The sequence below is a fragment of the Pseudoalteromonas sp. MEBiC 03485 genome (genome assembly GCF_004195145.1).
In the GTDB taxonomy this organism is placed as follows: domain Bacteria; phylum Pseudomonadota; class Gammaproteobacteria; order Enterobacterales; family Alteromonadaceae; genus Pseudoalteromonas; species Pseudoalteromonas apostichopi.
Genome location: NZ_SGBT01000001.1, coordinates 1821161 through 1834264 on the forward strand (window position 1 = coordinate 1821161; position 13104 = coordinate 1834264).

General features: G+C 41.1%; 7 protein-coding genes, 7 tRNA genes and 1 other RNA gene. 13 read left to right on the forward strand and 2 right to left on the reverse strand.

Annotated features, from left to right (window positions below; all coding sequences use genetic code 11):
• Window positions 1–130: 130 nt before the first annotated feature.
• Entirely contained in the window at window positions 131–1210 is a 1080-nt protein-coding gene (mutY, locus tag EVU92_RS08395; protein WP_130050840.1) for an A/G-specific adenine glycosylase, read from the forward strand.
• A gap of 15 nt (window positions 1211–1225) precedes the next feature.
• Window positions 1226–1498, forward strand: coding sequence for an oxidative damage protection protein (locus tag EVU92_RS08400; RefSeq protein WP_036970432.1), 273 nt, complete (start codon window positions 1226–1228; stop codon window positions 1496–1498).
• Window positions 1499–1549: 51 nt separating this feature from the next.
• Here EVU92_RS08400 and EVU92_RS08405 read toward each other — a convergent pair whose 3' ends face one another.
• The gene (locus tag EVU92_RS08405) at window positions 1550–4312 is read right to left on the reverse strand and encodes a hybrid sensor histidine kinase/response regulator (RefSeq protein WP_130050841.1); all 2763 of its coding nucleotides are present in this window, start codon (window positions 4310–4312) and stop codon (window positions 1550–1552) included.
• Between the two features lie 393 nt (window positions 4313–4705).
• On the opposite strand from EVU92_RS08405, the gene EVU92_RS08410 reads away from it, so the two are divergent.
• From EVU92_RS08410 to EVU92_RS08455, 10 genes are all read left to right on the forward strand, one after another.
• Window positions 4706–4781: transfer RNA gene (locus EVU92_RS08410), tRNA-Phe, on the forward strand.
• 70 nt (window positions 4782–4851) lie between these two features.
• Window positions 4852–4927 (forward strand) — tRNA-Thr (locus EVU92_RS08415).
• A gap of 35 nt (window positions 4928–4962) precedes the next feature.
• Window positions 4963–5038: transfer RNA gene (locus EVU92_RS08420), tRNA-Phe, on the forward strand.
• Window positions 5039–5095: 57 nt separating this feature from the next.
• Window positions 5096–5171 (forward strand) — tRNA-Thr (locus EVU92_RS08425).
• A 35-nt stretch (window positions 5172–5206) separates the two neighbouring features.
• A tRNA-Phe gene (locus tag EVU92_RS08430) sits at window positions 5207–5282 on the forward strand.
• Between the two features lie 51 nt (window positions 5283–5333).
• Window positions 5334–5409, forward strand: a tRNA-Thr gene (locus EVU92_RS08435).
• A 117-nt stretch (window positions 5410–5526) separates the two neighbouring features.
• Window positions 5527–5602: transfer RNA gene (locus tag EVU92_RS08440), tRNA-Phe, on the forward strand.
• Window positions 5603–6135: 533 nt separating this feature from the next.
• A complete protein-coding gene (locus EVU92_RS08445) occupies window positions 6136–7542 on the forward strand; it encodes an efflux transporter outer membrane subunit (protein WP_130050842.1) in 1407 nt (468 codons plus the stop codon).
• Between the two features lie 2 nt (window positions 7543–7544).
• Window positions 7545–8783 (forward strand): efflux RND transporter periplasmic adaptor subunit, encoded by a 1239-nt coding sequence (locus EVU92_RS08450; RefSeq protein WP_130050843.1) that lies wholly within the window; start codon window positions 7545–7547, stop codon window positions 8781–8783.
• Complete coding sequence (locus EVU92_RS08455; protein WP_130050844.1) at window positions 8783–11863, forward strand: efflux RND transporter permease subunit; 3081 nt, start codon at window positions 8783–8785, stop codon at window positions 11861–11863. Before EVU92_RS08450 ends, EVU92_RS08455 begins: the two co-directional genes overlap by 1 nt.
• 286 nt (window positions 11864–12149) lie before the next feature.
• Here EVU92_RS08455 and ssrS read toward each other — a convergent pair.
• Window positions 12150–12333: non-coding RNA, 6S RNA (gene ssrS, locus EVU92_RS08460), on the reverse strand.
• Between the two features lie 194 nt (window positions 12334–12527).
• Between ssrS and EVU92_RS08465 the strand changes: the two genes are divergently transcribed.
• Entirely contained in the window at window positions 12528–13091 is a 564-nt protein-coding gene (locus tag EVU92_RS08465; protein WP_130050845.1) for a UPF0149 family protein, read from the forward strand.
• Window positions 13092–13104: the final 13 nt, after the last annotated feature.

Below are 13104 nucleotides of genomic sequence, written 5' to 3' on the forward strand. Positions count from 1 at the left end.
CAATAGTCAGGGCCTGTTTATCTTGCGAGATTAATTTTGACATTGAGGTAAAGCTGCTGCTGTTCGACTTGCTTGGCCTAACTAACTGCAATAGACTTGGCCGCAATGAGCTTCAGCAGGTAAAGACGTTATTTTGAATTTAAGCAATAAGGAGTCAACTTGGTTTGCAAACCAAGTGGTTGACTGGTATCACCTTCACGGCCGTAAAACGCTGCCATGGCAGTTAAATAAAACCCCTTATAAAGTATGGATTTCTGAGGTTATGCTACAGCAGACTCAGGTCGTTACTGTTATTCCTTACTTTGAAAAGTTTATGCAAAGCTTTCCTGACATCATTGCGCTTGCAAATGCGGATGAAGATCAGGTGCTACACCACTGGACAGGGCTTGGCTATTACGCCCGTGCGCGCAACTTGCATAAAACGGCAAAAATAGTCCGCGATAAATACCAAGGTAAATTTCCAACAACTCTTGAAGAGGTGATGGACTTGCCGGGTATTGGACGTTCAACTGCTGGGGCAATCTTGTCTTTATCGCTTGGCCAACATCATCCAATTCTAGACGGCAATGTTAAACGAGTACTAGCACGCTTTTTTATGGTTGAAGGCTGGTATGGAGTGAAAAAGGTCGAAAATCAACTTTGGTCATTATCATCGCAATTAACGCCTAAAGAGTCGGTCACTGAGTTTAATCAGGCAATGATGGATTTAGGAGCAAGCCTTTGTTCGCGGAGTAAATTCGACTGTGAGCCTTGCCCTTTAAATAGTAAATGCCTTGCTTTTAATGAAGGTAAAGTTAAAGAGTTTCCACATTCAAAGCCTAAAAAAGCAGTGCCTAAAAAGTCATGTCATCAGCTTATTCTAGCCTGTGACAATAAAGTACTCATGGAAAAACGCCCAAGCTCAGGGATATGGGGTGGTTTGTTTGGCTTTTTTGAGTTTAGCGAGTTAACTGAGCTAGAAACATTTTTAGCCCAGCATGGTTTATCTAACGATACGCAGGCACTTGAAGCATTTACCCATATATTTTCGCATTTTGAGCTGACTATTAATCCGCATGTTTTAACACTGCCGAACATTCCTGATCTTATCAATGAGCGTCAATTGGTTTGGTATCCGCTTGATGAGTCAGTTGAAGTTGGTCTTGCAGCGCCTACGAAAAAGCTGGTTAAACTATTAAGCGCAATAGATTACAATAGCATCACGCAATAAGAGTAGAGAGCAATTATGGCACGTACAGTATTTTGTCAAAAGTTACAAAAAGAAGCTGAAGGCTTAGGCTTCCAACTATACCCAGGTGAGCTTGGTGAAAAGATTTTCAACAACATCAGTAAAGAAGCTTGGGGCCAATGGCAACACAAGCAAACAATGCTGATCAACGAAAAGCATCTGAACATGATGGACCCAGAGCACCGTGCTTTTTTAGAAGAGCAAATGGTAGGTTTCTTATTTGAAGGTAAAGACGTAGAAATAGAAGGCTACCGTCCACCAGAAAAATAAGCCTATGATCTAAAAGCAAAAAGGGCCGTTATGGCCCTTTTTTGATAGGTGTTATTCAGTATCTTGCTCTGCTTTTTTTATTTGTTCTTTTAAATACTGCGCTACTTTGGAATATTCAATTTCATAGCTGTCACGCAGTTCAATTAAGTCATCACTAGAAAGTTCATCATCTTTACAGCGTTGTTCAAATACAGCAGCTAGTTCTGCAACTTTCATTGCGCCAATCGTTTTTGAAATAGACTTGAGCTGATGACAGGCTGATATAATGGCCTCTAGATCCTGCTCAATGACACCACTGTTGACTTCCTTACTTAGCTGGTAGCTTTGCTCTAAGTACATTTTAAAGAAGCGTAGTTTTTTGTTCTCGTCAGTACCAACATAATCAGCCAATACATTCATATCGATTGGTGCTGCCGGTCTTTTTACTTCGAGCTTAGTAGCCTCAGGGTTCGTTTTGTAAGCGCATTTGTGTAATGTGGCTTCTAGTACATTTAATTCAACTGGCTTAGTGATGTAATCGTTCATACCTATGCTCAAACAGCGCTCTTTTTCACCTTTAAGAGCATTAGCTGTGATGGCAATCACGTAAGGTTGTGCATTGATATCTTCAAGCTGTGACGCTTCATTACGAATTATTTCAACCATATCGTAACCAGACATTTTTGGCATATGTAAGTCGGTCAGAATAATTGAGTGTTTTCCTTCACGCCATGCTTCAAGGCCTTTTTCACCATTTTCAGCCAGCTCAACACCATAGCCTAGCAGGTGTAATTGATCGGTTAACACTTGTTGATTTAGCACGTTATCTTCAACAAGTAATACTAGCTTATTTTCTTCGCGGGCTTTATCAACACTTAAGTAGTCGTTAAGTGATTTTTTTGAAGTTATTTGTTTTGGTTTATGTAAACCAGCTGCCACAAGTAGCGACATCATAAAGTTGGACTTGCATAGCGGTGCTGCGTTTAGGTAGAAGATATTTTTATGATTAACAGCGGCTTCGTCCAGTTTACTTAGAACTATAACTTGTTGTTTATTATCTTCTAGGGTGTAGAGTAAGCGGCGCAAGATATAGTTAATATCTTCCATGCTCTCGATACCATCGAGGATCCAAATAATATCTTTTTTATCCTGTTCTACTTCGATTATATCGCTGTTGTCAGCGATAACAGGAGTTGCTCCCATAAATGATAGATAACGAGTAAGTATCTTTTTACGACCATCGTGGTTAGTTACAACCACTACGCGTTGGTTTTTCATTACCTGCTTATGAGCATATTCAACTTTACCTTGTGTACTAAAAGGTAATTCGACAACAAACTCACTGCCTATTCCTAGGTCACTAGATACAGAAATAGTTCCTAGCATTAGCTCAGTTAAGCTTTTGCAAATAGATAAACCTAAGCCCGTACCACCGTATTCACGGGTGATTGAGCCTTCAGCTTGAATGAATGGGTTAAAGATCTCGCGAAGCTGTGCTTGCGTCATACCCTTACCGTTGTCTAATACACTAAAACGCAGGGTGTAGTGGTCAGTGGTGTTTTGTGCCACCTCTACCGAAATCTTGACGTGTCCTTTACGTTTGTCGTCTGTTGAGGTGAACTTAATCGCATTACTACATAAGTTATAAAGAACTTGGCGAACTCGCACTGTATCACCAATCAAGTTCGTAGGAATATCAGGGGCAATAGCAAGTTCTAATTCAAGATCACGCTTTTTAGCAACCGATGATAAAACACGAGCGACTTCTTCAATGGTGTCTGACACAGAAAAAGGAATGTTATCGATGTTTAATTTACCCGCTTCAATTTTCGAGAAATCGAGAATGTCATCTAATATTCCTAATAATGAAAATGCAGAATCACGAATAATTGTGCTTAGTCTGTGCTGTGCACCATCTAGCTCTGTTTGGCGCAGTAAATCAATAGTTCCGATAACCCCGTTCATAGGGGTGCGAATCTCATGGCTCATGGTCGCCAAGAAAGTAGTTTTAGTTTCGTTTGCCTGCTCGGCTTTTAGGGTTGCTTGCTCAAGAGCAAGGGTTCGCTTGTGTACTTCATTTTCAAGGCTGCTTTGTAGTTTTTGTAAATCAGCCTGAGAAGCTTTGTTTTCCGTTATAGCTGACTGAACTTTATTTAGAAGCAAGTTGATGTGTCTAGCTACAGAGTTTAATCCAAAATCCAATTCTTCAGTTACGTGGGTCTGATAATCTGCATTTTCGGTAATTGCTTTTAACTCTTGACTCAAAGCGCTACTGCTTTTACTAAAACGTTTATTAATAAAAATGCTCAGTGCGAAGGATAAAATAATTAATGCAAGAAGAGTCATGGCTGCAAGGGCGAGTGAAACCCCTATTGATTGTGTAACAGGCTGCTCAGATGGATGTTGTTTTACTATAAGTTCACCGACAGGTTGGTCATTAAGTTCAAGTACAGTGTGAATGAGTGAGTTTTGTTCTAGTTGTTGGTTTACTTTACTTGGCGTTATGAGCTTTTTGTTATTAGCGTAAACCAGTGAAACGTCACCATTGAATTCGTATCTATACAAGTAATAATCAAAGTTAGCCTGAAGGAGGTGTGCTAAGTCTAAAACTTCTTTTACTTTGTCTTGACCTGGCATAGTTAATGCGCTGACAAGTGGAGAAGTGAGTTGAGCTGATAGTTGCTGAGCTGTTAATTGAGGTTTATCTATCTTTTGTGGTTTATTACTAGTTGGATAAAAGGAATAAGCAACAACCGCTAGCAAGGCGATGACAAGGTTCGTGATTATAAAAAGCGGTAAGAGGCCTTTAACAGGTGAATTCGATTTACTTGGCATGGCATTAGTCCAACAATTAAACAGCAACATTGAGCATATTCTTGATTATTAGATAATCCTATCATCTACGAAGAAAAATTCACCACGTTTTTAACATAGGTAACCCTTTTATGATGAGGGTCAACTCAAAGGCGCTAAGTTTGTAGATTAAATAAGCTAAAAGCTATTAAAAACAGCAATCTTGATTGAAAACTGTGCAAACAGTTAGAATCCTCAAAAAAAAGTTGACTTGAGAGGGCAAAACCCGTTTAATACGCCGCACGCCCAGACAGCGACAACCAGTTTTGTTGCTTAAAAGTGCGTTTAAAATTTAGTGCCAAAATAGCTCGGTATTAGAGCCCTTTGGAATTGCATTGAAAATCCTTGTTGATATTCTGCATAAAACTAAATATTGCCCAGATAGCTCAGTCGGTAGAGCAGAGGATTGAAAATCCTCGTGTCGGTGGTTCGATTCCGCCTCTGGGCACCATTATTAAATATATTGGTGTTTAATTTTTGATTAAAACATCAGTATAGTGCATAGCACGCAAATTTAGTGTGCCGACTTAGCTCAGTTGGTAGAGCAACTGACTTGTAATCAGTAGGTCATCCGTTCAACTCGGATAGTCGGCACCATTTATTTTAATAGTTAGCATTTAGCTAATTGTTTTGCCCAGATAGCTCAGTCGGTAGAGCAGAGGATTGAAAATCCTCGTGTCGGTGGTTCGATTCCGCCTCTGGGCACCATTATTTGATAATCTCTTTTAAAGTGATTATAGTGCACAACGCACACGATTTTAGTGTGCCGACTTAGCTCAGTTGGTAGAGCAACTGACTTGTAATCAGTAGGTCATCCGTTCAACTCGGATAGTCGGCACCATTTATTTTAATAGTTAGCATTTAGCTAATTGTTTTGCCCAGATAGCTCAGTCGGTAGAGCAGAGGATTGAAAATCCTCGTGTCGGTGGTTCGATTCCGCCTCTGGGCACCATTATTTATAATCACAATGTGATTAAGTGCACAACGCACACAGGTTTAGTGTGCCGACTTAGCTCAGTTGGTAGAGCAACTGACTTGTAATCAGTAGGTCATCCGTTCAACTCGGATAGTCGGCACCATTTATTATCCTAGGCAGCAAATTGCAGTCAGGAACTTAGCCCAGATAGCTCAGTCGGTAGAGCCATTGGGAGTTGCATTGAAAATCCTTGTGGATATTCTGCATAGAACTAAATATTGCCCAGATAGCTCAGTCGGTAGAGCAGAGGATTGAAAATCCTCGTGTCGGTGGTTCGATTCCGCCTCTGGGCACCATTGATTCAAAGCCTCGCAATTGCGAGGTTTTTTTGTTTTTGGCCCCTCCAAATCACGATTTTACATCCCGTAGGCGTGAAATTTAGAGCTATCAGCTTTCAGCCGTCAGCTATCAGATGAAAAAGTTAGCGAGTTAGAAAGAGTAAGGGTACGAGTTTCGAGGCCCGAGATACGAGTTGAAGGAGGCGTTTTAACGCCGAAAAAAGAGTTATTAGATATCAGTGGTTAGAAGTCAGATTGAAAAGTGCCTACACTCAGTTTCAGATAAATGCTCACCCGTATATGTAAATTTATTACACGCTAATAAACTCTTGTAAAAGAGAGAAGCTAGATCAAAGTTCTGATAGCTGATAGCTGATAGCTGATAGCTGATAGCTGATAGCTGATAGCTGATAGTTTGCAACTTACCTCCATTTTCCTACCGTTCATCGTAGCCACATGCCAGGCAGTGTAATGTTATGTAAAGTCAGTTGAGCAAAACTTAACGTGGTGCTTGAATTACACTCATAAATAGATGTTTTCAGGTTTTTAGAATGAATTGGCAATATAAGCCGAGTTTTTTGGCTTTAAGTGTAATTTTGCTAAGTGCATGTGCAAGCCAGCCGGCTCACAATGAACGAGTTGCTGAACTTGAGTCGGTGCCGAGTGCATGGCAGCAGCTTCCCGCAGACGACAAGGTGCTTGCAGTTCAAGATAACTGGTTGCAGCAATTACACGATCCTCAAGTTTTTAATTTAGTTGAGCAAGCATTGGCGCATAACCAAGCAATTTTACAAGCTGGTTTTGATGTGGCAATTAAAGAGCAGCAGCTTATTGCTGCAGGGGCTGATTTATGGCCAAGCCTAGATTTATCAACACGTGCTAGCCGCAGTAAAGATAATCGCCCTGTCAGTTACAGTAATGCCAGCTCAGCATCGCTAGAATTAAGCTACGAAGTTGATTTATGGGGAAAATTATCGGCCTCAGAAAGACAGGCAAACCTTGAGTATCTAGCAGAAAAAGCCATATTTGCGCAAAGCAAACAACAATTAGTGGCTGATGTAGTAGCTGGTTGGTTTGATGTTATTACTAATCACAAATTGCTTGAGTTGTTTAAGCAACGAGAACAAAACGCCGAGAAAAATTTAGATATTATTGAATCAGGATACCGCCAAGGTTTAAATGAAGCGCTTGATGTATATCTTGCGCGTAATGAGTTAAATACTGAGCGCTCGAATATTGCCGCGCAGCAAGCCAAGCTAACTCAATCGATTCGTGATTTAGAGCGTTTAACAGGTCAATATCCTGCAGGCGCATTAACTGTCAGTGCAGATTTGCCATTACTTGAGAACACTATTCCGTTGGGGTTGCCTTCAGAGCTCATCACCCGCAAACCAGCGCTAATGGCGAGCTGGTATCAGCTTTTAAGCACAGACGCAGGGCTTGCTTATGCGCATAAACAGCGTTTTCCGAGTTTAAATCTTTCAGCATCAATCAGTGACAGCACCAATAGAGTAAGTGATTTATTTTCGCCTTCTAGCTTAGCTTGGTCGCTGATTGGTAGCATTTCAATGCCGCTCTTTGAAGGGGGGCGTTTACAAGCTAATGAAGAACAAGCAAGGCTTACCGTTAAACGTCAAGAGCAAGCTTACCTTGCCACACTCTATGATGCATTTAATGATGTTGAAACTGCAATTAGCCAAGAACAAGCTTTAAAAGTTCGTTATGAAAAAACCTTAGAAGCCCAAGAAAATGCGGTTGCCGCTGAGCGCTTATCCTTTGAGCAATATCAAAGTGGCTTAGTAACATACACCACCGTTCTAGATGCGCAAGATCGTTCTTTCAACGCGCAGAGTTCGGTCATCGAACTTAAAAATCAGCTTATTAAAAATCGAATTAACTTACACATTGCCCTTGGTGGTGACTTTAGTGCAGCAAACAGCGAAGTAGAAGAGCAATAATCATGAATAGTAAGACACGTAAAATATTAATCCCACTTGTAGTTATAGCTGTGACGGTACTGCTCGTCATGTTTATTAAAGGCAACCCACCACAAGCAAACCGCTTTTCTTCACCACCGAAAGCGAAAGTAAATGTTGCTGTTAAAACGCTGACGCCAGAATCCTATCAAGTGATGATAGATAGTTTTGGAACGGTTAAGCCGCGTACGCAAAGTTTGTTAGTTGCTCAGGCCTCCGGACAAATTATAGAAATTAGTGAACAATTTCGTGAAGGTGGTTTTTTTGAAAAAGGCGATGTGTTGTTGCAGCTAGACGATAGAGATCACCGCGCCGAAGTGAAATCAGCCCAAGCTGCTTTATTAACCGCAGAGCAAGGCTTACTTGAAGAACAAGCTCGCGGTCGCCAAGCTGAAACTGACTGGCAGCGCTTAGGTAAGGGCGAAGAAGCTAGTAGCTTAGTGCTGCGTAAACCACAATTAGCTGCTGCTGAAGCGAGCGTATTATCGGCTCAAGCCACCCTTGAAAAAGCTAAACTCGACTTAGAGCGTACAAAAATTACAGCACCTTACGCAGGTCGTGTTTTAAGTCGCAGTGTAGACTTAGGCCAAGTTGTGAGTAACAACATGGAACTAGCGAGCATTTATGCGATTGACCGTGTTGAGATCCGCTTACCAATCAAAAATAAAGACTTGCCGTTTATTAACTTACCTGAGCAGTTCCGTGACGGCGCTAAAAATAGTGCGGGTTCATTAGTTAAATTCAGCTCAGACCTTGTTGGTAAACAGCATTGGCAAGGTCAAGTTGTCCGCACCGAAGGTGCCATTGACGAAAACGCTCAGCAGCTTTATGTGGTTGCACAAATTAATGACCCTTATAAAGCAACATCTATAAATCAATATCCAATCAAAATTGGTCAATATATCAAAGCGCAGATCACCGGTAAGACGATTGATAATGCCATTGTGATTCCAAATAGTGCGATTTACCAAGGCACTTATGTTTATGTTGAAGAGCAAGGTGTTTTACGTCGTAAAAATATTTCACTTGCTTGGCAAAATGCTAATCAAGCTGTTGTAGCTGATGGCCTGTCTGCAGGTGATAATTTAGTTATTACACCGCTTGGACAAGTTAGCTCAGGTACGCAAGTGACTGTGATGGGAAGCGAAGAGTATCAAGCTACGAGGGGGAAAGCTAAGCGTCTTAATAATCAAGAGCAACCTAAAGAGCAAGGAGCGCAATAATGATTGCTTGGTTTACAAAGAATCATGTTGCAGCAAACTTATTGCTGATCAGCATTTTATTAGCAGGTTTATTTAGCGTTTCGACACAAATCCCGCTTGAGGTATTTCCATCGTTTGAGTCAGATCGCATTAGTGTCAGTGTATCACTTCGTGGCTCGACGCCTGAGGATGTAGAAAAAGGGGTCTCTATTCGCATTGAGGAAGCTGTTCAAGATCTTGAAGGGGTAAAGCGGATCACGAGTCGTTCATCAGAAGGCTCTTCATCAGTAAGTATAGAGGTCGAGACAGGTTATGACCCAAGGGAGCTATTGGCTGATATTAAAAGTCGAGTAGATGCGATTAACACCTTTCCGGTTGATGCGGAAAAGCCGATAGTTTCGCTTGCCGAATGGAAGCGCGAAGTTATCGCAGTATCTGTTTCAAGTATTTATGGTGAAAAAGAAACACTTGAATACGCTGAAACTGTACGTGATGAGCTTTTGCGTTTGCCAAGTGTAACTCAAGTTGAGTTAAGCGGAGTTCGTAATTACGAAATAGCCATAGAGGTGAGTCAAGATACTTTGCGGCAATATGATTTGAGTTTAGCGGATATTTCTTCAGCTATTAAGAACTCAAGCACAGACGTTTCTGCTGGTAATTTAAAAACAGAGGGCGGTGATGTACTTATTCGCTCTAAAGGGCAAGCATACCGTAAAGATGAATTTGCTAATATAGTGGTTAAGAACCAAGCCGATGGCACTATTATCCGTTTAGGTGATATTGCCCGTATTAGTGATGATTTTGAAGAAACCCCCGTTCGTACTCGTTTTAATGGTAAACAGGCAGCTTTTATTGATGTATACCGTATTGGTCCACAAAGTGCGATTGAAGTAGCTGATGCTGTAAAAAACTTTATCACAGAACATCAAAGTCAACTTCCAGAAGGGTTTGAGTTAAGTTATTGGGACGATGACTCCGAAGTTGTAAAAAGCCGCATAGCAACTCTCACAAGTAACGCAATTCAGGGCGGAATTTTAGTGCTAGCGCTATTAACTCTATTCCTACGTCCAGCTATTGCTTTTTGGGTATTTATTGGCATACCTGTATCGTTTATGGGCGCATTTTTGATAATGCCTATCTTTGGTATAACACTCAATGTAATCAGCTTATTTGGTTTTATTTTAGTGTTAGGTATTGTTGTAGATGATGCCATTGTTACAGGTGAAAACGTTTATACCCACTTAAAAACGGCAGAAAGTGGTGAACAAGCGGCTATTCGTGGTACTCAGGAAGTAGCAACTCCTGTGACCTTTGGTGTGTTGACAACCGTTGCAGCCTTTTTACCTTTAGCTTTTATTGAAGGTGCGCGAGGCGCTATCTTTGCACAAATCCCTGTCGTGGTTATTCCGGTTTTACTATTCTCATTAATCGAGTCAAAGTTTGTTTTACCTGCACACTTAAAGTATTTAAAGCTGCGCCACGAGAAGGGTGAACCGACCAAACTTGAACGCCTTCAGCAGCGCTTTGCCGACGGTTTTGAACACGCAATAATGAAATATTACCAACCATTATTGAATTTAGCCTTAAAGAATAAAGTAGCCACTGTGAGCTTATTTGTCGGTATTTTTATAATTATTATGACTTTAATAACAAGTGGTTGGACGAAGTTTACTTTTTTCCCTCGAATTCCAAGTGAAACCGTGCGTGCATCTGTTACTTTTCCTGCAGGTACACCGTTTGAAGTAACGAATAAATATGTAATCAAAATGTCAGACAAGGCAAAAGAGTTACAAGATAAATATCGTGATGAAGACGGTCAAAGTGTAATTTTAAATATTTTGGCAACTACGGGGGGGCGTGGTGGCTCGTCAAATACGGGCAGTGTTAGATTTGAGATTATGCCAGCTGAAAAACGAGAATCAGATATTGGCTCTCGTGAACTTGCTAGTGAATGGCGAGACTTAATTGGCATTATACCGGGTGCAGAAAGTGTAACGTTCCGTGCTGAGTTTGGCAGAACATCGAGCCCAATTGATGTACAGCTAAATGGTAGCTCAATTGAAATGCTTGAAGCAGTAGCCGAAAGAGTGAAAGAACGATTATCGACTTATCCAACCGTCTTCGAAATTGCTGATAGCATGTCAGACGGTAAAGAGGAGTTGCAAATAGAGCTGACAGAGCAAGGTTTAGCATTAGGTTTAAACCGTGTTGATGTATCGCAGCAAGTACGTAATTCGTTCTTCGGTGCGCAAGTTCAGCGCATACAACGTGGGCGCGATGATGTGCGGGTTATGGTGCGTTTACCTATTGAAGAGCGTCGTTCTGTTGCTGATTTGAAAGACATTCTAATTAAAACTCCTGCTGGTGGGACTGTGCCGCTCTCGCATGTGGCAACTCTAGTACCGGGCCAAAGCCCATCATCTATTTATCGTATTGACCGCTATCGCACACTGAATGTGACTGCGGATGTCGAAAAATCAAATACCAATATGACGGTGCTGCAAGCAGATCTAAAAACTTACTTAGACGAGCTAATGCAGCAATATCCTGGAGTTGATTATTCACTAGAAGGTGAAGCCAAAGAACAGCGTGAATCATTTGGTTCACTGGCTTGGGGCCTAGTGTTTGTATTTTTTATTATTTATGCGTTATTAGCGATTCCGTTTAAATCATATATGCAGCCATTGATCGTAATGAGCGTTATACCGTTTGGCATGATAGGTGCCGTAATGGGTCACTGGATAATGGGAATGGATCTGACCATTATGAGTTTACTTGGCATGTTGGCCTTGATAGGCGTGGTTGTGAATGACTCACTGGTACTGGTTGATTTTATCAATAAGAAACGTGAAGAAGGCGGTGATTTACTTGAAACCGTTAAGCTTGCCGGTGCAGCTCGTTTTCGCCCAGTTATGCTAACCAGTCTAACCACTTTTATTGGTTTAATGCCGCTGTTATTTGAAAAAGCTACGCAAGCACAATTTCTTATACCAATGGCGGTAAGTCTTGGTTTTGGGATTATCTTTGCAACGCTTATCACCTTGCTATTAGTGCCGGTTAATTATCTATTGATGGAGCGCTTTCAGGGATGGTTTAAGTAGGGGGCGATAGGTTAAAAGCTTGTGTGTTGGGTAGAGTGAAGTGAAACCCAACACACAGGAGCTATCAGCTTTCAGCCGTCAGCTATCAGAAGAAATAAGTTAGTGAGTTAGCGAGGGGAAAGAGTAAAGTTAGATTGTGCCCGCACATAGCTATGGCTAAACCCGATACCGTAGGCGTGAAATTTATTTCGCGCGAATAAGAGTAATAAGTTCTTGTATAAAAGAAAAACTACATGGAAGATTTTCGATAGCTGATAGCTGATAGCTGATAGCTGATAGCTTGATGGTGTTCCCCAAGTATGCGGTGCCCGGTGTCAGTCCTGAAACCTTGAGGTTTCAGGGCGGGGATCTGCGGTCTACCGTAGGCTTCTCGGTACATGCCGAGCTTGCACAATAGTAAACGAACAGAAACCCTAACATAAAATTTATCGGCTCAGGGACTTAACCAAGCTCCTACACCCTAGGGAACACCTTCAGTATATAAGACAAGTTTCAATCCTTAAACCATAGAAGTAAAAAAAGCGGATCGTTCGCGTAGTTTTTCCCCACCTTTAACTGCTTATTTACTTTTCAGATTGCTTTTTGACCTCAATCATACAATTAATTGGAGTTGCGATTTATCGAGTGGTAGCATGGCGTTACTTAGCCGAACAAAGAAAAAGTTATGAGCACGTTACCTGATTACCAACAAGCCCAATTGTTATTAGAAAAAAATGAAATTTTCGTCGCACCAGCCGAAGCCCATGGTGTGATCAGTGGTTTATTAGCCTGTGGCATCAATATTGAAGCCGAAGAATACTTAGGTTTACTAAGTGATGTATTCAACGATGGCTTAGCCTTCAATAAAGATTTAAAAGCATTTTTTGCTGACGTTTATTCTCAGGTTGTGGCCAGCTTTAGTGATGAAGAATTTCAGTTTGATCTATTCTTACCAAGCGATGATGAAACACTGATCGATTTAGCTAATGGATTAGTATCTTGGGTATCGGGTTTTATGCTTGGTTTTGGGTTAAAACAAAAAGATTACGGCAAGTTATCAGCTGATGTGAAAGAAGTAATTAGCGATTTTAGTGAAATTACCCGCTTAGACACCATGTTTGAAGAGACCGAAGAAGATAGCCAAGCACTGCACGAGGTGATTGAATATGTGCGTGTTTCTGCGTTGTTATGTTTTGCTGAGCTAGGTAAAGAGCCTACAGACAAAAATCCTAAGAAGACCCTTCACTAATCAAATTACAGAG

What these genes read in the sequence shown, in the direction of transcription:
- EVU92_RS08455 (WP_130050844.1), top strand. Translation starts at nt 8,783, where the DNA reads ATGATTGCTTGGTTTACAAAGAATCATGTTGCAGCAAACTTATTGCTG.
- EVU92_RS08450 (WP_130050843.1), top strand. Translation starts at nt 7,545, where the DNA reads ATGAATAGTAAGACACGTAAAATATTAATCCCACTTGTAGTTATAGCT.
- EVU92_RS08405 (WP_130050841.1), bottom strand. Translation starts at nt 4,312, where the DNA reads ATGCCAAGTAAATCGAATTCACCTGTTAAAGGCCTCTTACCGCTTTTT.
- EVU92_RS08400 (WP_036970432.1), top strand. Translation starts at nt 1,226, where the DNA reads ATGGCACGTACAGTATTTTGTCAAAAGTTACAAAAAGAAGCTGAAGGC.
- EVU92_RS08465 (WP_130050845.1), top strand. Translation starts at nt 12,528, where the DNA reads ATGAGCACGTTACCTGATTACCAACAAGCCCAATTGTTATTAGAAAAA.
- EVU92_RS08445 (WP_130050842.1), top strand. Translation starts at nt 6,136, where the DNA reads ATGAATTGGCAATATAAGCCGAGTTTTTTGGCTTTAAGTGTAATTTTG.